The sequence below is a fragment of the Natronorubrum sulfidifaciens JCM 14089 genome, assembly GCF_000337735.1.
In the GTDB taxonomy this organism is placed as follows: Archaea; Halobacteriota; Halobacteria; order Halobacteriales; family Natrialbaceae; genus Natronorubrum; species Natronorubrum sulfidifaciens.
In genome coordinates this window covers 197,354-216,893 of sequence record NZ_AOHX01000025.1, presented here as the reverse complement: position 1 = coordinate 216,893, position 19,540 = coordinate 197,354, and the positions used below count along the sequence as shown (strand labels likewise).

Genomic DNA, 19,540 nt, shown 5'->3' with positions numbered 1-19,540 from the left:
TTACTCTCGGTTGCGTTTGACGGGTACGACGATCGTCTGGACGATATCTCCCTCTTCGATGTCGAGGGCTTCCCGTTCCGGACCGGGAATACTGATCCGACCACCACTCTGGACGCGAGCTTTGAACGTCGCCGTTCCCATGTTCATCGGGCCAAGCGCCGATCCCGTGTCGAACGGGTTCGAGCCGCCTGCCTGCATCATCTTCCGTAACATCTCCTGCTGGGATTCGGCAACCTGCTCGCCTGCCTCCTGCATCTGTTCGGTGAACATCGCAGGTGGGAACCAGGGCGTTCGGTCGGAGTCGTCCGTCATCACCTGTACCAACGGACTGCACATGTATAAGTGTTTCCACGAAATACCATCTGCTACCATCGAATGGTCTGAGTTGCAGCAAGTCACCACTAGATGTTTCGGCTTGGATGGACAGCCGATTCCACCAAATTTTCTAGCAAAACTACAATTTGGACGAAATATGCACTGTGAATCGCTCTACCGATAAATTACCAGCCAATATATAGGGTAATTTCTGCTTGGGTAAGCCAAAGAAGTCATAACCATCACACACCTACAGACAGACTAGATGTCCCACCAGAACACTGCGAAAGGAAATTTCGCTGCAATGACTAACGCGTGGGCGACAATGACACAGACCGTCCTCCAGAGTGCAACCGCGGCAAACCGTGCGGCCATGTCCGCGATGCTGGCTCCGAGCCTCGCGAACGGGTCGGAAAGCGAGACCGTCGCGCCGTCGATCCCATCGATCGATCACTCTCGTCTCGACTGGCAGTTCGACCGAACCGTCGACGACACCGAAAACATCAGCGTCGGCGACACCGTCACGTTCGAAAAAGTCCTCAGCGAAGAGGACGTCCGTGCGTTCGCCCACGTAAGCGGCGACACGAACCGACTGCACCTCGACGAGGAGTTCGCCAGCGACACCCGATTCGGTGAACGGATCGTCCACGGCACGCTCGTCTCCGGGCTCATCAGCGCCGCGCTGGCTCGGCTCCCCGGCCTGACGATCTATCTCTCCCAGGACCTCGAGTTCAGTGGCCCCGTCGGCATCGGCGACCGCGTCTCCGCCCGCGTGGAAGTCGTCGAAGACCTCGGCAACAGACAGTACCGACTCGAGACGGTTATCCGAAACGAAGACGACGACGCGACCGTCATCAACGGCGAAGCCGTCGTCCTGATCGACGACCTGCCGGAAGCGTAGTCACTCCGACACCGCTCGAGCGACGGAAGTCAGCTCGACGGCACACACGAGTCCCCGAACCGGCCGTCACCGACGGGTCGCGACAGCCGGGACCCGATCGGTCACGGCGTCTGTTTCTGTGTCTGAACGCCCCACTCGAACTGGCTCGAGCAGCGAGTGGCGTTCTCCGACAGTATAAGTAGTTCCTCGCGGAACGGACCCGTATGACCGTATTCGGGACTGCAGGGATCCGTGGTCCAGTCGAGGAGGTGACCCCGTCGCTGGCCCTCGCTGTCGGCCAAGCCGCCGGGGAGCCCGGTGAGACGTTCGTCGTCGGACGCGATGGTCGAGAAACCGGCCCCGCACTCGCTGCGGCGATCGAAGCCGGCCTCGAGAGCGCTGGCGCTGACGTCTGCCGGCTCGGCAAAGTCCCCACGCCGACGCTCGCGTTCGCATCGCGCGGACGGCAGGGCGTGATGATCACCGCAAGCCACAACCCGCCCGAGGACAACGGGATCAAACTCTTCGCTGACGGCGTCGAGTACGACCGCGAGGCTGAGCGGGCTATCGACGACCGCCTCGAGGGTGGGACACCCCTCGCATCGTGGGACGAGTGGGGCCAGTCGTCGACGCTCGACATCCTCGAGCAGTACTGTGACAGCGTCGTCTCGTACGTTCGCGAGCAGTTCGAAAACGACCTTTCCGGACAGTCGACGGCGTCGGCCCCGTTATCCGGGCTCTCGATCGCTGTCGACTGTGGCAACGGGATGGGTTCGATTGTGACACCACAGGTCCTCGATCGTCTCGGTGCCGAGGTCGTCGCGATCAACGCGAACGTCGACGGCCATTTCGTCGCCCGCGAGAGCAAGCCGACGCCGGAGACGCTATCGGCGTTTACAGCGTTTCTCGAGGAAGGGAGCGAGATGGCCGATGAGAGCGGTGGAGCCGCAAGTGCGTTCGACCTCGGCATCGCTCACGACGGCGACGCCGATCGGCTCGTCGTGCTCGATTCGGTCGGCGAGGTCATCCACGAGGATACGATCCTCGCCGTCGTCGCGGCCCACTACACTGCAGCAGCCGATGTCGCCGACCCCGTCGTCGTCACCACGCCAAACGCCTCCGCACGCATCGACGAACTGGTCCGCGACGCCGGTGGCCGCGTCGAGCGGGTTCGCCTCGGTGCCCTTCACGAGGGGATCGCCCGCGAACGACGCCACGGTGGTGACGACACCGAAGTCGTCTTCGCCGCCGAGCCGTGGAAACACATCCACACCGCCTTCGGCGGCTGGATCGACGCCGTCGTCAGCGCTGCCGTCGTCGCTGCCCTCGTCGCGGCCGCCGACGGAACGGACGCCCTCCGAGCACCCGTCACCGAACGGCCGTACCGAAAGGTGAGCGTCGACTGTCCCGACGACACCAAAACCGACGCGATGGCCGCCCTCGAGACGGCACTCCCCGATGCCTTCCCCGACGCGACGGTCGACACCGACTACGGCATTCGCCTCGAGTTCGACGACGCCTCGTGGGTGCTTGTCCGACCTAGCGGCACCGAGCCATACGTCCGAATCTACGCCGAAAGCGACACCGTCGACGACCTCGTCGACGCGACACGCGCCGTCGTCGAGTCGACGATCGACGACTCGAGATAGCCCATAGTAGGCAGATTCTTGCGTTCGGCCCGAGTCACTCTCCGCCATGCACGACCTGATCGAGGCTGCTCGTAACGTCCAGTCGGCTGCCCACGTCCCCTACTCGGAGTACGCCGTCGGCGCTGCGCTCGAGACCGACTCCGGCGAAGTTTTCGTCGGCTGTAACCTCGAGAACGCCAACTACAGCAACAGCCTTCACGCTGAGGAGGTCGCGATCGCCGAGGCGGTCAAAACCGGCCACCGCGAGTTTACACGGATCGCCGTCAGCTCCAGTCGCCGGGACGGCGTCACTCCCTGTGGGATGTGTCGCCAGACGCTGACCGAGTTCTGTGATGACGATCTGCTCGTCATCTGTGATGAAGGCGAGGGCGAACCGCCGACGGAGTACACGCTTGGCGAACTGTTGCCGAATACGATCTCCGAAGAAACCCTCGAGTAGCCGTTGCCGACGGTTCCTGCGTGCCGCGAGCGCTCACAGCGACCGTGAGGAGTTGAGCACGACCAGCAGGCTACTTGCCGCCATCGCCACCGCCGCGAGCAACGGGTTCAGCAGGCCGAGGATCGCGATCGGAATCGCGATCGCGTTGTACAGGAACGCCCAGCCAAGATTCTGTCGAATCCGCCAGTAGGTTCCCGAAGCGATATCGAAGGTGTCGACGACTGAGTTCAGGTCGTCGCCGACGATGACGGCGTCGGCAGCGTCAGTTGCGAGTTGTGTTCCACTTCCCATCGCGATACCGACGTCTGCGGCGGCCAGCGCCGGCGCGTCGTTGCTCCCGTCGCCGACCATCGCGACCGTCCCGCGTGCGCGGAGTCGCCGAACGGTCTCGGCTTTCGCCTCCGGTGGGACCCCGGCGAAAACGTCGTCGACGCCGTCGACGGCCCGGAACCGGTCTGCCGATGCGCCTTCGTCACCGGTCAGCACGACGACCTCCCGACCCTCGGCGAGCGTCTCGACGGCGGCTTCCCAGTCTTCGCGCGGCGAGTCACCGACGACGACAATGCCGTGGGCTCGATCGTTCCAGCCGACGACGACCGGAACGTCGCCAGCTGCTCGGACGCGGTCGATCCGGTCCTCGAGTGGGTCGGGGAGTGCAAGTCCGTGTTCGCGAAGCAAGTCGGGGTGACCCACGAACACCCGTTCGCCGTCGATGATCCCGCTGACGCCGCGGGAGTATCGTTCGAACCCGTCGGCGCCGACGGCCTCGAGGGCGTGGTCTTCGGACGCCGCCTCGGTGATGGCCTGTCCGATGGGGTGTTCCGAGAGTGCCTCAACGGCTCCGGCACGCCGCAAGATCGTGTCGGTGTCGACGGCTGTGGCTGTCGAATCCGTGTCCGTGGTGACGTGGACGGCCTCGACGGACATCCGACCTTCAGTGAGTGTGCCAGTCTTGTCGAGGACGACGATGTCGATAGCCGGCGCATCCTCGAAAATCGTCTCCGCGGCGACGACGATCCCCCGTCGTGCGGCCGTCTGCACACCCGAGGCGATCGCAAGTGGTGTCGCGAGGCCGAGCGCACAGGGACAGGAGACGATGACGACCGTCAGTCCGATGAGAAACGCCCTGGCGGGGCTCGAGCCGGTCACAAGCAAGAAACCCGTAGCGAGCACGGCGAGGGCGACGACCAGTGGGACGAAGATCGTCGCCAACTTGTCTGCGAGCCGCTGAACACCGGGTCGGGCGCTCTGGATCGACCAGAGCAGGGAGACGAGTCGGTCGTGGGTGCTCTCGGCGTCGTCGCCGACTTCGACGACCAGCGGAGCGTCGGTGACGACAGTCCCGCCACGAACCGGGTCGCCCGGCCGTTTTTCGACGGGCAGTGACTCGCCTGTAACCAGCGATTCGTCGACGGCAGCCTGTCCGTCGACGACGCCCCCATCGAGTGGCACACGTTCGCCGGGTCTGACGAGCAGGCGTTCGCCGGGGTCGACAGCCGAAAGTGCAACGACTGTCCCGTCGTCCGCACGACGGGCTTCGTCGACCTGTGACTCAGTGAGATCAGAGAGCAAGCCGGCGGCGCGGCGTTTGATCAGCCCTTCGTAGTAGGTGCCGGCGGTAACGACGAGGATCACCGCGACTGTCACGTCGAAGTAGAGATCCGTTCGACCGAGGGCCATCGCGAGCGTGCTGTAGCTATACGAGCCGGTTGCAGCGAGCGTCACGAGCAGATCCATGTTCGGCATGCCCGCGCGAAGACTCACGTACGCGCCACGCAGGATGGGGTAGCCGGTATAAAAGAGGACGAACGACGTCATCAACCAGATGTTCGCAACGACGTAATAGCCATCGTAGCTGCCGAACTCGGCCAACGGCTCGTAGCCGAAGTACGTCGGATACAGAAACAGCGCATACCAGACCATCACCATCATGCCGAACATCCCGCCGCCGATCAGGAACTTTACTAGCGCCGCGTCTCGAGGCTCGTCGCTGCGTCTTTCACTCCGTTCGCGAGCGTCGTAGCCATAGCCGGAGACGAGTTCCGGAAGCGTCTCCGCCTCGAGCGAGTCGGGGTCGTACACCAGCCGGAGTGTATCCGTCGCGTAACTGGCTTCTGCGCCCTTGATACCGTCAGTGGCAGTCGCCCGCGTCTCGAGAAACGCCTCACAGGTCGAACAGTGCATTCCGTCGACGGCGAGAAACGCATCTTCGCCGTCGAACTCGTCTATGTCGGGGCCGTCGTCGTCGAGTCGATCACGGACGGCGTCGGCGTCGGTGTCGTCGACCGTCTCGAGCGTTCGGTGGACCTCGAGACAGCCCTGACAGCAAAAACGCCCGTCGACATCGGTTGCTGTGATCGGATCGGCCGGTGTCGGGAACGAACAGAGCGTACACTCGTCGTTAGCATCTGCCTGATGAGTGCCTGTGGCTGGCTCATTGGAGGGGGTTTCGACGGCGGTATCGGGTTCGGAGTGTGGCGGGAATCGACTCATGACCTACAGGCGGTATCGAAGACTTACAGTGGCTAGTAACGCGACACTAGTCGATGCGGACACATACGCTTGTCCACGAGCAGGACGGTCAGCACGTGGTCATCGTGACACAACGAGTGTTCGGTTTGGGGACTGAGCCGGACACGTAACGATTCCAACGCGAGTCCAGCTGTCTACGACGGCTTGTTCGAACCGTGGGCGTGATGGTCCGGGACGGGCTGAAACGCGATATAGAGACTCGTGATGATGATCACGACGTTGAGTGCAGAGATGGCACCAGCGGGCAGCGAACTCCCGAACGCGTACCACGAGACCGGCAGAAGCGCCAGCAATCCGACCACGAGTCCAACTCGTGGAGAGAGTTCCTCGAGTTCCATACTGAACAGGTAGCAGCAGGACTGTATAATAACACCCACTGTTCCTACGGACTGAGAATGAATCAAGCTGTTAAGCAATAACTATCCTAACACGGGCGTATGGGTCAGGCGACAGAAGAGTCAGAGCAACTACAGGAGATCGGCCACGATGAGTACGATCCAGTCGGAACACTCGCACTGATTGGATTGTACTTTCTTATTCTGGTATTCCTCTGGTTGTTCGTGTATTTCGTTGAGTTCCTTGGAAACGACCCGACAGTTATCGGGACGATGTTGATTGGGGGGATAGCCTGATGAACATTCACTCCTACGAGAAACTGTGGTTGATCGCCGCATTGCTGTTGATCGTCGGGTTCATCGCAACAATCACGTACGGGTCAGTCGGACTCGGCATCGCGATGATCGACGACAGTGAAGATACTGTCAACCCCGGCTCTCTCGATGAAGACTTCGGCGAACCTCGCGTCGAGCACGTGGGTGAAAACGAGTATGAGGCGTACGTCATCGCCCAAACGTTCACGTATCGGCCCGATCCGATCGAGGTGCCGGCAGACAGTGAAGTCACCTTTTATGTGACAAGCCGTGACGTCATTCACAGCTTCAGCGTCGTCGGGACCAACGTTAACACGATGGTCATCCCCGGGGAAGTCTCGTCGATGACGGTCGAGTTCGACGACCCCGGCGAGTACGGGATCGTCTGTAACGAGTACTGTGGGGATTTCCATCACACGATGGAGGGACAGCTACATGTCGTTCCTGAAGACGAGTTCGACATGACCGAACTCTCGGTCGAGGCCGACGACGAGGTCGAACTCGGCGACGAGGCGACGTTCAACGTCTCGGTCGAAAACGGCATGCTCGACGATCTCGAGACGACGGCTTCGTTCGAGATCGGCGACGAGACGGTCGAAGAGGAGATCACCGTCGCCGGGGAGAGCACCGAAGAGACGACGTTTACCGTCGACTCGTCGGATCTCGGTGAGGGCGACCACGACTGGACGATCACGGTCGACGACTACGAAGAGAGCGGGACGCTGACCGTGGTTGACGAACTCGAGGAAGAAAACGACGGAGGCAACAACGATGAGTAACGCATACATTGACCAGTTCCCTGCAGAAGCGAAAGTAGTCAAGGCGCTGTTCTACAGCTCCTTTGTCGCACTCGCACTCGGTGGCGTGTTCGGAATTATTCAGACGCTTCACCGAACGGATATCTATCGGTTTATCGACTCGGCGAACTACTACTCCGTCCTCACTGCACACGGTGTGTTCATGGTGATCACGTTCACGATCTTCTTCCTCGTGGGCGTATTCACCTGGGCTGTGACGACCAGTCTCGACAGGGAAGTCGAGGATATCCGATTCACCTGGGCGTGGGTTGCACTGATGTCGATCGGAACGGTGATGGCCGCCGTGCCGATCCTCGCTGGCTTGACTGATTCGATCGACATGAGCGCAGCGGTGCTGTTTACGTTCTACGCACCGCTACAGGGTCATCCCCTGTTCTATCTCGGTCTCGTGTTGTTCGTCGTCGGGACCTGGGTCGCCGGGGCTGACTGGTTCCGGTCCTGGTGGGCTTGGAAGAAAGAAAACCCCGACGCGCGAATTCCGCTCCCGACGTTCATGGTGCTGACGACGATGATCATGTGGTATATCGCCACGATGGGCGTTGCCACGTCGATTCTCGTCTTCTTGCTGCCGTGGTCGCTCGGCTGGATCGAGACCGTCAACCCGCTGCTTACCAGAACGCTGTTCTGGTTCTTCGGTCATCCAGTCGTCTACTTCTGGCTGATGCCGGCGTACATGATGTGGTACGTCATGCTGCCGAAGTTCTCCGGTGGGAAACTGTTCAGTGACCCGCTGGCCCGCGTCGGGTTCGTCCTGTTCCTGTTGCTGTCGACGCCGGTGGGGATCCACCACCAGTATCTCGACCCCGGGATCTCGGAAGGGTTCAAGTTCATCGCGATGACCAATACGATGTTCCTGCTGTTACCAAGCCTGCTGACGGCGTTTACCGTCGTCGCCAGTATGGAACACGGTGCCCGCCAGCGCGGCGGCACGGGCTACTTCGGCTGGCTCAAAGCCCTTCCATGGCGTGACCCAGTTTTCGCCGGGATGGCGCTTGCTGGCCTGCTGTTCGCTGCCGCTGGCTTCTCAGGGATGGTCAACGCCGGGATGAACATCAACTATCTCGTCCACAACTCCCTGTGGGTCGTCGGTCACTTCCACCTCACCGTCGGCACTGCCGTTGCGCTGACGTTTATGGCCGTCTCCTACTGGTTCATCCCACAGGTGACGGGCAAGGAACTCTGGAACCGCTCCGTCGCGCTGGTCCAGGTCGTCCTCTGGTTCATCGGGATGACGTTTATGACGAACTCGATGCACCGCGCCGGATTGATCGGGATGCCACGCCGGACTGCCGAACCACAGTACGAAGGCTTCGAGTTCGAAACGGCCGTCGGCTCTGTCGGTGAGCTTGACGCCCAGATCGCACTGGGTGGCGTGTTGCTCACCCTCTCGCTGGTGTTGTTCTTTGCCAACATCATCGGCACGGCATTCGGCAGTCGCAGCGACACCCTTCCAGACAACGGGTACGCCGAGGCGCTGTCCGGCTCCGATGATGCACCGCGCGTGCTCGACAACCTCAAACTCTGGACCGCGATCGCGATCGTGCTCGTGATCTTCGCGTACTCGCTTCCGCTGTTGAGCATCGTCGACCGTGGCGGGCTCTTCGGCCCCGACATCCCCCCGCTTCCGGTTAGCCTCGAGTCAGTGACGTTCCTCGCGTTTGCCGTCGAACACGTCGCAACTGTCGCACTCGAATCGGCCGGTAACTTCGCACAGACCGCGCTCTCGGGGGTGATCAACTAATGCGGATCTCGAAAGCAGGGCTGCTAGTTGCGCTGGCGTTTCTCGCACCGATTCTCGTCGAGTTACGGACGGTGCTCGCCTGGGCAGATATCCATCTGAGCGTCCTCGAAACGGTGTTCGTCGGCGCAATCATCGCCGCTGGGCTCTTGCTCTGGGCGTTCTTGCCCGAAGACGGCGACGAGACGACGTCCGATCGGGACGTCTCGAACTCGGAGCTGTAACTCGAGCGGTACACACGCCTCGATCGTTTTTTCACGTCCCGCATACGGTCTGCGGTCGGCACTGACCGCTGATCATCGGCCTCGTCGCCCGTACTCGAGACCATCTCGAACGAGACAGTCCTGCGTTCCGGCTGCAGACTCGTCTGTCTCCATGGGGCCGATCCCGTACTCGACACGCGTCCGATCGTAACTCAGTGGCTCCGATCCCGGTCTCGCGAGTCAGATCGGCGATCAGGTCGCCCCGTATTTATATACGGTGCCGGCGCGAATCGCCGCTACTCGATGACGGGCGACAGCGAAAATCCGAACGCCGACGTACAGTATCACCTCGAGGTCGGGCCCGCCGACGTCGCCGAGACCGTGCTCCTTCCGGGCAACCCCGACCGACTCGAGACGATCGTCGCTCACTGGGACGACCACGACAACAAAGCCCGCCATCGCGAGTACCGGACTGCGACGGGAACGTACGAGGGAACGCCGATCTCCGTGACGTCGACCGGAATCGGGAGCCCCTCGGCGGCGATCGCCGTCGAGGAACTCGCCCGTGTTGGCTGTGAGACGTTCATCCGAGTCGGCTCCTGTGGGGCGATCCAGCCCGAGATGGCCGTCGGGGATCTCGTAATCACGACCGGGGCGGTTCGACAGGAGGGGACGAGCGAGGAGTACGTCCGGGCGGACTATCCCGCCACGGCCGACTACGAGGTCGTCAGCGCGCTCGTCGCCGCAGCAGAGCGACTCGGCTATGAGTATCACACTGGCGTCACGATGAGCGCGGATTCCTTCTATGCGGGGCAGGGGCGTCCGGGATTCGAGGGCTTCGAAGCCGCCGGATCGGCCGACCTCGTCGACCAACTCAAGGCCGCGAACGTCAAAAACATCGAAATGGAGGCGAGTGCAATCCTGACACTCGCAACCGTCTACGGGCTCCGTGCGGGAGCCGTCTGCACCGTCTATGCCAACCGAGAGACCGGCGAGTTCCGAACCGAAGGCGAGTCACGCGCTGCCGAAACCGCGACGCTTGCGACACACCTGCTCGCGAAGATGGACGCGATCAAACGCGAGGCCGGCGCGGACCGCTGGCACGCTGGCCTCTCACTCGAGGAGTAGTCCCTCGCCTACTCTCGAATCCGGACGATGCCGTTCTCGAACACCTTTCGATTCGGTACAATATACTCCTCGGAGTCGTCTTCGATTTTCGTGACGAACAGATCGACTTCCTGAACGATTCCCGTCTGATCGCCGACCCTGATCCGGTCACCGATTCCGTAGGGCTGGTTGAGCAGCAAGTAGATCCCGGCCGCACTCGAGACGAGGAACTCTTTGAACGCGACGGTGCCGACGACGACAACACCCACGGCGTACACCGTAAGCAGAATCAAAAGCGCCAGTACGTGGACCCCAATCTGGCCCAGTGCGATGATAAGCGTCACGTACAGCACGGAGTACTTGATCAGTTTCGGGATGATCGAGACCTCGGGGAGTTTGACGCCACGAAGGTATTCGCCGACGACCAGTTCCGCCTTGTCGGCGATAATAAAGCCGAGAATGAGTACGAGAACAGCGATAAACACTTGCGGGATGAACTCCGTCACCCGTAACCAGAACGCGTCTGTATCGAGCAACTGCGCGATGTGAATCGCCGTCAGGACGGCGATGCCGTAAATGAACCACGAACTCAATCGTGCGACGATTTCGACTGTCGACGTTCCGATCGACTGTGCGGTCCGCTCGAACGGCGTTCCCTCGACGGCTTCGGGCACCCCGGATGCAGACAGGAGTTCTTCGTTGAGCCGCCCGACGAGATAGCCGACGACGAGTCCGAGTACCAACACCGCTGCTGCGATGACGGCTGGTTCGTCGATGAGGGTCTGCCAGTCCATATTAGTACGCCTCCGGATCGACCTCCAGAATGAGCTCACCGGCTTTAAACGCCCGGACGAGCCCGTCGCTCTCGGAGAGGACGATCGCAATCGCGTTCGTATCCCGCGTGATCGCACCGCCAGCCATGTGGCGTGCACCGAGCCCTTTCGGAATATCGACCCCTTCCGCGGACGGCTCGAGGTAGCGGTACGCCGAGACGATCTTCCCCGCATCCGAGATGATAAACGCGCCGTCGAGCCGCGAGAACTCTTTTAACATGACGTTCACGATCGGATCGCCGACGTGAACGTGGGACTTCTCGAAGGGGTTGTACGATAGCGGGCGGGATTTGTTCATCACTTTCCCCGCATCGCCGACGACGAACAGCGCTCCGACGGGCTTGCCTTTCTGTCCTTTCTTGCCCAGTTCAATCGCCAACTCGAGGATTGCCTTGACCACTTCCGGCTCCGCACGGGATTTGACGAACAGATCGTAGATTCCCGTATGCGTTTCGGCGTCTGCACGGACCCGTGAGACCGTATCGATGCCGTCACTGAAGACGCTCGTCGCACAGGCGAGTTCGTCGCCGTCCTCGATTAAGTCCTGTTCTAACGCGCCCTCGAGTCCGAAACGGATTCGGTCTCTGATATCATCGAACGCGAGTGGGAGTTCGACGAACGTCTCCGCACCGACGGCGTTTTCCGTCCCGATGACGATCAGATCGAGGTCCTCGATGTCCGAACAGCGCTCGTAGTACGAGCCACTGGGCGAAAAGAGGACGACTGCATCGACACTCCGAAAGAGATCCCCGAACACGTCGTCTAACCCGGCCATTAATCATACAAGCTGTTCCCGCGCGAATAAGCGTTGTGGAGCGTCTGACGTGTGTCTGCTCTCCGTGGTGGTGGAGCTGGCGACGGCGTGTCGGGTCGGGAGCGATGCTGGTGGCTGTTCCGGCCGTGTCAAGAACCGGATTCGAACCGCGAGGACATCGCTTCGCTCGTCCTCTGGGCCGCGAATCCGGTCCTGCTCTTCGCTCATTCCGTTCGCTCATGTGCGGGACCGGATTCGAACCGAAGGAAACCTCACTTCGTTCGGTTTCCAGGGTTCGAACCACTGACCAAAGTCTCCGCTCACGATATTGTTCGCGGAGAATGCGCGGGACCGGATTCGAACCGGCGGACTCCTACGAGACAGCGTCCTAAGCGCTGCGCCGTTGGCCTGGCTTGGCTACCCGCGCTCGTCTTCGAGTTTTCACGAATCGAGTAAGTACCTGTCGGTCCGCGTCAGCACTGCGTCACCGGCTCCTCGGGCGACCAATCCGGTGGCACGATGAACGTCACGTGTTCCGAATCACGGAGCTGGTGGAGTTCTGCGGCCTGTTCGGCCAGCGAACGATCCCGGTACGGCATCTCGAGGCCGCAACCGGTACAGACGAGTTTGCAGGTAGGCTCTTTCATGGGCACGGACGCGTGAACCGAAGCCGGCCACTCGGCGTCGGTTCGACTGTCGGTCGACCAGGGCTTTAGTAGTCGTATCCTAGTGATCCTGACAGTGAACAGCCGATTTGTTTAGCCGTTTGTATCGAAACGTTGTCCCCACGTAGTACCGGATTGGAATACAGGACCATCGAAACTATCAGCTATCGCAGTAGTAACTGACACCGAAACGAGAGCGTCAACCCTGTGGATTTATTCACACTGGAACGATACCCCGTGTATGCACAGCGCTCGGGATCGGATCGAGTACGAACAGTGGCTCGAGGAACTCGAGACCGTCGCCGAGCGCCTCGAGTTGTCGACCGAGGCGCGGTCGTGTGCGGTGGACCTCTTTCTCGCCGATGTGCCCGAAGACGATCGGTCGAAACGAGCGGTGCTCGCCGCAAGTGTCTACGCCGGGTCGCTCGTCGCCGGCGACGGCCGAACACAGGGCACTGTCGCCGATGCCGCCGACGTGTCGCGGCTTTCGATCCAGTCCCGGTGGAAGGACCTGCTTGAACGGGCGGGACTCGAGCCACCACGGTGGTAAGCTGACTGTTTCAGTCGGTTTCTTACAAAAGTGGTACACTGTACCATAGTAACACTGTGATACGGAGCCGAAATCGAGTGTAACAGTCCGTCGACTGTCGGCTTCCGACCGCTACGGTGTGTTCTCCGATTCGTCGTCCTCAAGGACGGCCCCGTGTTCGTCGATCTCGCCGTGTACGATTCGGGTACTCGAGATGATATCGCCGTCCGCCGCGAGTTTGTGGGGTACGACGACGACGTCGAGCGGCTCGTAGCCCCGTTCGCGGCGGATGTCGTTGATCTGTTTGCCGCCGTCGCGGGTCTCCGGCGAAACGACCAGATAGTCGAACTGCGGCTCGGTCGCGATTCCCGTCGGTTCGTCGAGTCGCCGAATCTCGAACTCACGGTCCTGTTCAGCGGCGAGTGGCTCGAGTTCCGTCTCGAGTTGTGCTTTGCGTTCGTCGAACGATCTCACACGCCGTTCGACGTGTCGTGTCTTCGGTGCGAGGTCGTCACTTGTCAATCCGACAGTCACGTCCCCGAGTTCGAACGCCCGTTCGAACAGCCGGCGATGGCCATCGTGAACGGGGTCGAACGTCCCACCAAGCGCGACGTCCATACCCCACCACACTGTCGCGGTGCGTATAAAACGGTCGAATCGATGGACTCTCTCGTCGCCGCGAGTGCAGATCCCACTGCAGCCGAAAGTCGACAATTGACGAAAGTCACCTTCACATTGTTTTTAGTAGTCCCCGACAGTGTCCACGGTATGGGACTAGATGAGGATTCATTGGAGTACCACCGAACGGACCCTCCTGGAAAAATCGAGATTTCGACCACGAAACCGACGAATACGCAGCGTGACCTCTCGCTTGCGTACTCACCCGGCGTCGCCGCGCCGTGTTTAGAGATCGACGAGGACGAAGCCGACGCCTACACCTACACTGCTAAGGGGAACCTCGTCGGGGTCGTCTCGAACGGCTCCGCCGTGCTCGGACTGGGAGACATCGGTGCACAGGCGTCGAAACCCGTCATGGAGGGAAAAGGCGTCCTGTTCAAGCGCTTTGCGGATATCGACGTCTTCGACATCGAACTCGACGAAGCCGACCCCGACAAGCTCGTCGAAGCCGTCAAGATGATGGAGCCAACCTTTGGCGGCATCAACTTAGAGGACATCAAAGCGCCCGAGTGTTTCACCGTCGAAGAGCGCCTGCGCGAGGAACTCGACATCCCGGTGTTTCACGACGACCAACACGGCACCGCGATCATCTCCGGGGCCGCACTCCTCAACGCCGCTGACGTCGCCGGCAAGGACCTCGAGGACCTCGAGATTACGTTCTCCGGCGCGGGTGCGAGTGCCATCGCGACGGCGCGGTTCTACGTCTCGCTTGGCGTCCGGAAAGAGAACATCACGATGTGTGACTCGACGGGAATCATCACCGACGAGCGCGCAGAATCGGGCGACATCAACGAGTACAAACAGCAGTTCGCCCGTGACGTTTCCGACGGCAGCCTCGCGGATGCGATGGAGGATGCCGACGTGTTCGTCGGGCTTTCGGCCGGCGGCATCGTCTCTCAGGAGATGGTCGCGTCGATGGCGGACAACCCGATCATCTTCGCGATGGCCAACCCCGACCCGGAGATCGGCTACGAGGAGGCCAAAGCGGCCCGCGACGACGACGTCATCATGGCGACCGGACGCTCGGACTACCCGAATCAGGTCAACAACGTCCTCGGATTCCCGTTCATTTTCCGCGGCGCACTCGACGTCCGCGCGACGGAGATCAACGAGGAGATGAAAGTCGCCTGTGCCGAGGCGCTTGCCGACCTCGCACGGCAGGACGTTCCCGACGCGGTCGTCAAGGCCTACGGCGACGATCCGCTTCAGTTCGGCCCCGACTACATCATCCCGAAGCCGGTTGACCCCCGCGTGCTCTTCCGTGTGGCCCCTTCGATCGCCGAAGCCGCGATGGACTCCGGCGCTGCCCGGACCGAGATCGACCTCGAGGCCTACGAGGAGGAACTCGAGGCCCGACTGGGCAAATCCCGCGAGATGATGCGTGTCGTCCTCAACAAGGCGAAAAGCGACCCCAAGACGGTCGCGCTCGCGGAGGGCGAAAACGAGAAGATGATCCGGGCAGCCTACCAGATTCAGGAGCAGGGAATCGCGCTCCCGATCCTGATCGGCGACGAGCACGAGATTCGACAGACGGCAACGGATCTCGGCCTCGACTTCGATCCGCAGGTCGCGGACCCCTCCGTCGGCGACTACGAAGGCTACGCCGACCGCCTGCACGAACTGCGTGCGCGAAAAGGCGTCACGCGAACCGAAGCGGGCGAACTCATCGAACGTGACTCGAACTACTTCGGGAGCGTGATGGTCGAGCAGGGCGACGCCGACGCGCTTCTCACTGGACTCTCCCATCACTACCCCTCGGCGCTGCGCCCGCCGCTGCAGGTGATCGGCACCGACGATGACGTCGACTACGCGGCCGGCGTCTACATGCTCACGTTCAAAAACCGCGTGATCTTCGTGGCCGACGCGACGGTCAATCAGGACCCCGACGAGGACGTCCTCGCAGAGGTCACCCGACAGACGGGCAAACTCGCCCGCCGGTTCAACGTCGAGCCACGCGCCGCACTGTTGTCGTACTCGAACTTCGGCAGCGTCAACAACGAAGGCACCCGCAAGCCACGCCGGGCCGCGGCCATGCTACAGGACGACCCCGAGATCGACTTCCCCGTCGACGGCGAGATGCAAGCGGACACCGCCGTCGTCGAGGACATCCTCGAGGGAACCTACGGCTTCTCCGAACTCGATGAGCCGGCGAACGTGCTCGTCTTCCCGAACCTCGAGTCAGGGAACATCGGCTACAAACTGCTCCAGCGTCTCGGCGGCGCGGACGCGATCGGTCCGATGCTCGTCGGCATGGACGAGCCGGTCCACGTCCTCCAGCGAGGCGACGAGGTCAAAGACATCGTCAATCTGGCTGGTGTGGCCGTCGTCGACGCCCAAAAAGAGTAGCCCGATTACGAAGACGCCCACTCCCGCAGCTCCCCGGCGACGACGACCTCGCGTCCCACGTTCTTGAACGAGACGCCACCGTAGGCGACGCTGCAGCCGGGTCCCGAGTAGACGCCCGCGCCGCCACAGTCCGCTGCGCGGGCGGTCGTCAGGGTCGCGTCGACGTTCTCCCGGAACCGGAACGCCTGACTGTCCGCTCCCGTGGCGGTGACAGTACTCAGCTTTAGGTCATCCATATCGTCGAAGAGGATCGAGTTCGTGAACTCGCCGTCGACGATGGTGTTTGCGATTTCGGCGCCGTCGAACCCGCCCGCATAAATTCCCGATCCGGCGGCCAGCCCTCTATTGTCGGTTCTGATCGTGACGTTGTTGATCGTCAGCTCTCGCCGGCCGCTTTTGATTTGACCGAGCGAGATGCCTCTCGCGTTCTCGATACACGAGACGGAGTCGATCGTCAGATCGGCAATCTCGTCGCCGGTATCGGCCCTGATCGCCGCGGACAGGCAGCCGGTGATGTAGCCATCGCTGATCGTGATCGACTCGTTCCCGTTCCGGTGTATGTGGACGCCGTAGTCGGGGCCGTTCCCGGGGTCGATCTCGAAGTTCTTGAGGGTACAGTTCCGTGTCGGGGTCCCATCGCTCCCGGACAGTAACTCGTCGGTTCCGTTCCAGACGCTGTTCGATGCGATCTCCGAGGTCTGGTTGTCGAACTGGATCGGTGCATCCGACCCGCCGTCGCCGCCTCGAGTCGCCCAGTAGCCGTCGATAACGACGTTTTTGGACGACACGACGTCGATGTGGTGATAGTAGATGCGGTCGCCGTAGACGTTTTCGAGCCGGACGTTCTCGGCGTGGGCAGGCATGATCCCGTTCGACGACGGCGAATCGATGCGGACGTTACAGACTCCCCAGTTCGATGCGCCACCGTACCCGACCGTGTCGTAGCCCCTGTTGGAGAGGAGTGCTCGGCCTTCCCCGCCGTCGGGGCGCGTCCCTTCGAGAACCGTCGCGCGACCCGCACCCAGCAAGATCGTGTCGTCGCCGATCAGCGGCGTCCGTTCGAGGAGATACCGGCCGGGCGGGACGTAGACGATTCCGCCGCCGGCCGATTCGACTTTCGTGAGGAGTTCGTGGAGGTCTTGGCCGACCTCGGTCTTGCCGTCGCCTTCGATCCCGTGGGCCTCGACGTTCCAGACCGGGGTCTCCGCGGTACGCGCGTGGACGAGTTGTGCCGCGTCGAAGTGACTCGTTCCCGGCACGGGCTGGTCCGAACACCCTTGCCCGCCGAAATAGACCCAGTCCTCGCTCGAGACATCCCAGCGCCAGGTGATCCCCTGATCGGTCGCATGGTACAGTTCGTCGTCGTACTCGCCCGACGCCGGCCGGTCGGCGATCGGTCCCCGAACGATCGCGTGCTCGTCGACGGCTTCGACCGTGTCGGTGTGGTCCCACGCTTCGCCTTCCTCGAACGTTCCCAGTCCGAGTCGTGGCGTTCGGTCGCCCACGACTACTCGCCTCCGGACCCGTATCCGCGCCCGTAGGCGGTTCCGTAGCCTGACGTCGACGCATCGCTTTCCGTACAGCCTGCCAGTAGGAGGGAGGTGCTCGAGACCGCGACGAGAACGTCCCGTCGCCGGGGGCCTGAATGTGTCATACTCACAGACTGTCATACCGTTGTATAAAAATACTGCTTCGACCGCGGGAGCGGACACCACCCTCGTTGCACCCGTGACGGTGACGATCAGGAGACGACGTTGGACGAACCGGGCCACGCGTACTGTTCGGTCGAAGACGGATGAACTGGAGTGAGAGCGCACAGCACGCCCACTCACCAGAAAAGCGCATAGCAGTGGATTCAAGTATACGCCAGCAGTTTGATCGAGTATGCAAAACCAGGGACGCTCTACGCGAAAGCGAACCGGTGGCCGACTGAAGAACGTACGCAAACGCCGTAAAGACGAACTCGGTCGCCTGCCAACCGAGACGCAGGTCGGCGAGCCACGCTTCCGTGCCGTCGACGCTCGAGGCAACGAAACGAAAGTTCGCGCGCTTGCGACGAACGTCGCGAGCGTCAACAAAGGTGCGGAGACGGTCTCCGCCGATATCGAAGACGTCGTCGAGAACGACGCCAACCCCAACTACGTCCGCCGAAACATCATCACGAAAGGCGCCGTCATCGAGACGTCCGAAGGTCAGGCACGCGTCATGTCCCGCCCCGGCCAGACCGGGCAGGTCAACGCCGTTCTCCTCGAGTAACTGCAGCACGACTGAGCTCCTGCTGTTTTCAGTTCCGATAGCCACTGCTGTCGACGAGCGTCGTCGAACCGAAACCCGAAGTCGGCGGCTATGGCCGTGGGGCAGCCTTCTGCAGCGCCGTCTCAGCGATGTTGCCGCCGTAATCGGCACTGCGAGAGAGCGAGTCGACGATCAGGCCAAGCGACTGGGCTTGGACCGGATCGAGTCTCCGGAGCATGTCGTCGATCAGCCGGGTGTGTTCGTCGATTTCGAGGACGGCTTCGCGAGCGGCGTGTCCCAATCGGTTCGCCTCCTCGGAATCGTCGGCAACCAGTGCATCCATCGACTTCTCGAGGACGTCCGACGCGTCCGCATGAAGGTCGACGAGCGCGTCAGCGACGTCGTCGGGGATGTCGTCGAGTTTGAGCGCGAGATTGCTGATTTTGGCCGCGTGGTCTGCGACGCGCTCGAGTTGGCGCGCACTCGAGTGGTAGTCGAAACAGTCCTCTCTGGGCACGCCGAGCTCTTCGGCAGCCCGTGGTGAACGCAGCGTCGCCCGGAAGATCCGTGACACGACCAGCCAGAGTCGGTCGACGTCGTCGTCGCGCTCGATGACATCTGTCGCGATATCGTCATCGTTCTCGATGAGCGCGGTGACAGCGTCCTCGAGCATCGACCGAGCGATCAGGCGCATCCGCGAGACGGCGTTGACGATCGACAGCTCAGAGGAGTCGAGTAGATCTTGAATAACGACGCTATCGGTCGTCTCCGAGAGCACTTCGACGCCGACGAGGCTCTGGGTTGCACTCCGGATTGCGCTGCGCTGGCCGGTCGTGATCCGGCTCGCCTCGAGACGGATGATGTCGAAGCCGCTGACGTACATCGTCATCACGGCCCGGGTAAGTCGTTCGCCCTCGAGATCCGTGATCTCGAGTGTGCCTTCCTGTCGGTCTGACTCGCTCTGTGGCGTCAACAGGAGGGAATCGTTTTCAGGATAAAACTCGACGATCGTCCCGGCGCTGACGCCGTTTTCGGTCGCCCAGGATTTCGGAAGTGAAACAGTATACGTTGACCCGCCTGTTACCTGGACCTTGCGCGTCTCCATACGATCCAGTTTCGATCGGATACCTATAAATCCGTCTTCCTCTATAGAGGGGATCAGTCCGGCC

21 protein-coding genes and 1 tRNA gene are annotated in these 19,540 nt (G+C 61.6%); 11 read left to right on the top strand and 11 right to left on the bottom strand.

Features of this window, described 5'->3' with window-relative positions; translation table 11 throughout:
* Positions 1-312: an AbrB/MazE/SpoVT family DNA-binding domain-containing protein gene (locus tag C495_RS02280; RefSeq protein WP_008159629.1), complete on the bottom strand. Its 312-nt coding sequence runs from the start codon at positions 310-312 to the stop codon at positions 1-3.
* A 268-nt stretch (positions 313-580) separates the two neighbouring features.
* On the opposite strand from C495_RS02280, the gene C495_RS02275 reads away from it, so the two are divergent.
* From C495_RS02275 to cdd, 3 genes are all read left to right on the top strand, one after another.
* Complete coding sequence (locus C495_RS02275; RefSeq protein WP_049890097.1) at positions 581-1,216, top strand: MaoC family dehydratase; 636 nt, start codon at positions 581-583, stop codon at positions 1,214-1,216.
* A 203-nt stretch (positions 1,217-1,419) separates the two neighbouring features.
* Positions 1,420-2,844, top strand: coding sequence for a phosphohexomutase domain-containing protein (locus C495_RS02270; RefSeq protein ID WP_008159623.1), 1,425 nt, complete (start codon positions 1,420-1,422; stop codon positions 2,842-2,844).
* A 46-nt stretch (positions 2,845-2,890) separates the two neighbouring features.
* Complete coding sequence (gene cdd, locus C495_RS02265; protein WP_008159621.1) at positions 2,891-3,283, top strand: cytidine deaminase; 393 nt, start codon at positions 2,891-2,893, stop codon at positions 3,281-3,283.
* A 33-nt stretch (positions 3,284-3,316) separates the two neighbouring features.
* Here the strand turns inward: cdd and C495_RS02260 are convergent, their stop codons facing one another.
* Positions 3,317-5,776 carry a heavy metal translocating P-type ATPase gene (locus C495_RS02260; RefSeq protein ID WP_008159619.1) on the bottom strand — a complete coding sequence of 820 codons (2,460 nt, stop codon included), beginning with the start codon at positions 5,774-5,776 and terminating at the stop codon, positions 3,317-3,319.
* Positions 5,777-5,949: 173 nt separating this feature from the next.
* Positions 5,950-6,153 carry a hypothetical protein gene (locus tag C495_RS02255; RefSeq protein ID WP_008159617.1) on the bottom strand — a complete coding sequence of 68 codons (204 nt, stop codon included), beginning with the start codon at positions 6,151-6,153 and terminating at the stop codon, positions 5,950-5,952.
* A gap of 99 nt (positions 6,154-6,252) precedes the next feature.
* Between C495_RS02255 and C495_RS02250 the strand changes: the two genes are divergently transcribed.
* The 5 genes from C495_RS02250 to C495_RS02230 all read left to right on the top strand — a co-directional run bounded on the left by C495_RS02250 (position 6,253) and on the right by C495_RS02230 (position 10,352).
* Complete coding sequence (locus C495_RS02250) at positions 6,253-6,447, top strand: hypothetical protein (RefSeq protein WP_008159615.1); 195 nt, start codon at positions 6,253-6,255, stop codon at positions 6,445-6,447.
* Entirely contained in the window at positions 6,447-7,244 is a 798-nt protein-coding gene (locus C495_RS02245; RefSeq protein WP_008159613.1) for a cytochrome c oxidase subunit II, read from the top strand. The genes C495_RS02250 and C495_RS02245 overlap by 1 nt, the downstream gene beginning before the upstream one ends.
* The gene (locus C495_RS02240; RefSeq protein WP_008159612.1) at positions 7,237-9,024 is read left to right on the top strand and encodes a b(o/a)3-type cytochrome-c oxidase subunit 1; all 1,788 of its coding nucleotides are present in this window, start codon (positions 7,237-7,239) and stop codon (positions 9,022-9,024) included. Before C495_RS02245 ends, C495_RS02240 begins: the two co-directional genes overlap by 8 nt.
* Complete coding sequence (locus C495_RS02235; RefSeq protein ID WP_008159611.1) at positions 9,024-9,245, top strand: hypothetical protein; 222 nt, start codon at positions 9,024-9,026, stop codon at positions 9,243-9,245. Before C495_RS02240 ends, C495_RS02235 begins: the two co-directional genes overlap by 1 nt.
* Before the next feature lie 282 nt (positions 9,246-9,527).
* Positions 9,528-10,352 (top strand): nucleoside phosphorylase, encoded by an 825-nt coding sequence (locus C495_RS02230; RefSeq protein WP_008159610.1) that lies wholly within the window; start codon positions 9,528-9,530, stop codon positions 10,350-10,352.
* An 8-nt stretch (positions 10,353-10,360) separates the two neighbouring features.
* On the opposite strand, the gene C495_RS02225 is transcribed toward C495_RS02230, so the two are convergent.
* From C495_RS02225 to C495_RS18020, 4 genes are all read right to left on the bottom strand, one after another.
* Positions 10,361-11,125, bottom strand: coding sequence for a mechanosensitive ion channel domain-containing protein (locus C495_RS02225; protein ID WP_008159609.1), 765 nt, complete (start codon positions 11,123-11,125; stop codon positions 10,361-10,363).
* A gap of 1 nt (position 11,126) precedes the next feature.
* Positions 11,127-11,939: a diadenylate cyclase DacZ gene (gene dacZ, locus C495_RS02220; protein WP_008159608.1), complete on the bottom strand. Its 813-nt coding sequence runs from the start codon at positions 11,937-11,939 to the stop codon at positions 11,127-11,129.
* 321 nt (positions 11,940-12,260) lie between these two features.
* Positions 12,261-12,345: transfer RNA gene (locus C495_RS02210), tRNA-Leu, on the bottom strand.
* Positions 12,346-12,391: 46 nt separating this feature from the next.
* Entirely contained in the window at positions 12,392-12,565 is a 174-nt protein-coding gene (locus tag C495_RS18020) for a hypothetical protein (protein ID WP_169330513.1), read from the bottom strand.
* A 259-nt stretch (positions 12,566-12,824) separates the two neighbouring features.
* Between C495_RS18020 and C495_RS02205 the strand changes: the two genes are divergently transcribed.
* Entirely contained in the window at positions 12,825-13,133 is a 309-nt protein-coding gene (locus tag C495_RS02205; RefSeq protein WP_008159606.1) for a transcription initiation factor IIB family protein, read from the top strand.
* Between the two features lie 111 nt (positions 13,134-13,244).
* Here C495_RS02205 and C495_RS02200 read toward each other — a convergent pair whose 3' ends face one another.
* Positions 13,245-13,730, bottom strand: a complete 486-nt coding sequence (locus C495_RS02200) for a phosphopantetheine adenylyltransferase (protein WP_008159605.1) — start codon at positions 13,728-13,730, stop codon at positions 13,245-13,247.
* A 150-nt stretch (positions 13,731-13,880) separates the two neighbouring features.
* On the opposite strand from C495_RS02200, the gene C495_RS02195 reads away from it, so the two are divergent.
* Positions 13,881-16,136 carry an NADP-dependent malic enzyme gene (locus C495_RS02195; RefSeq protein WP_008159603.1) on the top strand — a complete coding sequence of 752 codons (2,256 nt, stop codon included), beginning with the start codon at positions 13,881-13,883 and terminating at the stop codon, positions 16,134-16,136.
* Between the two features lie 5 nt (positions 16,137-16,141).
* Here the strand turns inward: C495_RS02195 and C495_RS02190 are convergent, their stop codons facing one another.
* Complete coding sequence (locus tag C495_RS02190) at positions 16,142-17,641, bottom strand: right-handed parallel beta-helix repeat-containing protein (protein ID WP_008159601.1); 1,500 nt, start codon at positions 17,639-17,641, stop codon at positions 16,142-16,144.
* A 2-nt stretch (positions 17,642-17,643) separates the two neighbouring features.
* Positions 17,644-17,790 (bottom strand): hypothetical protein, encoded by a 147-nt coding sequence (locus tag C495_RS17810; protein WP_161605549.1) that lies wholly within the window; start codon positions 17,788-17,790, stop codon positions 17,644-17,646.
* A 230-nt stretch (positions 17,791-18,020) separates the two neighbouring features.
* Between C495_RS17810 and C495_RS02185 the strand changes: the two genes are divergently transcribed.
* The gene (locus C495_RS02185) at positions 18,021-18,392 is read left to right on the top strand and encodes a 30S ribosomal protein S8e (protein ID WP_008159600.1); all 372 of its coding nucleotides are present in this window, start codon (positions 18,021-18,023) and stop codon (positions 18,390-18,392) included.
* 88 nt (positions 18,393-18,480) lie between these two features.
* Here the strand turns inward: C495_RS02185 and C495_RS02180 are convergent, their stop codons facing one another.
* Positions 18,481-19,476, bottom strand: a complete 996-nt coding sequence (locus tag C495_RS02180) for a phosphate uptake regulator PhoU (protein WP_008159598.1) — start codon at positions 19,474-19,476, stop codon at positions 18,481-18,483.
* Between the last annotated feature and the right edge of the window lie 64 nt (positions 19,477-19,540).

Bases quoted from the DNA above. Each gene is read 5' to 3' on its own strand.
- C495_RS02185 (WP_008159600.1), top strand. From the start codon at position 18,021: ATGCAAAACCAGGGACGCTCTACGCGAAAGCGAACCGGTGGCCGACTG.
- C495_RS02195 (WP_008159603.1), top strand. From the start codon at position 13,881: ATGGGACTAGATGAGGATTCATTGGAGTACCACCGAACGGACCCTCCT.
- C495_RS02275 (WP_049890097.1), top strand. From the start codon at position 581: ATGTCCCACCAGAACACTGCGAAAGGAAATTTCGCTGCAATGACTAAC.
- C495_RS02245 (WP_008159613.1), top strand. From the start codon at position 6,447: ATGAACATTCACTCCTACGAGAAACTGTGGTTGATCGCCGCATTGCTG.
- C495_RS02270 (WP_008159623.1), top strand. From the start codon at position 1,420: ATGACCGTATTCGGGACTGCAGGGATCCGTGGTCCAGTCGAGGAGGTG.
- C495_RS02240 (WP_008159612.1), top strand. From the start codon at position 7,237: ATGAGTAACGCATACATTGACCAGTTCCCTGCAGAAGCGAAAGTAGTC.
- C495_RS02180 (WP_008159598.1), bottom strand. From the start codon at position 19,476: ATGGAGACGCGCAAGGTCCAGGTAACAGGCGGGTCAACGTATACTGTT.
- C495_RS02280 (WP_008159629.1), bottom strand. From the start codon at position 312: ATGACGGACGACTCCGACCGAACGCCCTGGTTCCCACCTGCGATGTTC.
- dacZ (WP_008159608.1), bottom strand. From the start codon at position 11,939: ATGGCCGGGTTAGACGACGTGTTCGGGGATCTCTTTCGGAGTGTCGAT.
- C495_RS18020 (WP_169330513.1), bottom strand. From the start codon at position 12,565: ATGAAAGAGCCTACCTGCAAACTCGTCTGTACCGGTTGCGGCCTCGAG.
- C495_RS02200 (WP_008159605.1), bottom strand. From the start codon at position 13,730: ATGGACGTCGCGCTTGGTGGGACGTTCGACCCCGTTCACGATGGCCAT.
- C495_RS02230 (WP_008159610.1), top strand. From the start codon at position 9,528: ATGACGGGCGACAGCGAAAATCCGAACGCCGACGTACAGTATCACCTC.
- C495_RS02250 (WP_008159615.1), top strand. From the start codon at position 6,253: ATGGGTCAGGCGACAGAAGAGTCAGAGCAACTACAGGAGATCGGCCAC.
- C495_RS17810 (WP_161605549.1), bottom strand. From the start codon at position 17,790: ATGACACATTCAGGCCCCCGGCGACGGGACGTTCTCGTCGCGGTCTCG.
- C495_RS02260 (WP_008159619.1), bottom strand. From the start codon at position 5,776: ATGAGTCGATTCCCGCCACACTCCGAACCCGATACCGCCGTCGAAACC.
- C495_RS02235 (WP_008159611.1), top strand. From the start codon at position 9,024: ATGCGGATCTCGAAAGCAGGGCTGCTAGTTGCGCTGGCGTTTCTCGCA.
- C495_RS02225 (WP_008159609.1), bottom strand. From the start codon at position 11,125: ATGGACTGGCAGACCCTCATCGACGAACCAGCCGTCATCGCAGCAGCG.
- C495_RS02255 (WP_008159617.1), bottom strand. From the start codon at position 6,153: ATGGAACTCGAGGAACTCTCTCCACGAGTTGGACTCGTGGTCGGATTG.
- C495_RS02205 (WP_008159606.1), top strand. From the start codon at position 12,825: ATGCACAGCGCTCGGGATCGGATCGAGTACGAACAGTGGCTCGAGGAA.
- cdd (WP_008159621.1), top strand. From the start codon at position 2,891: ATGCACGACCTGATCGAGGCTGCTCGTAACGTCCAGTCGGCTGCCCAC.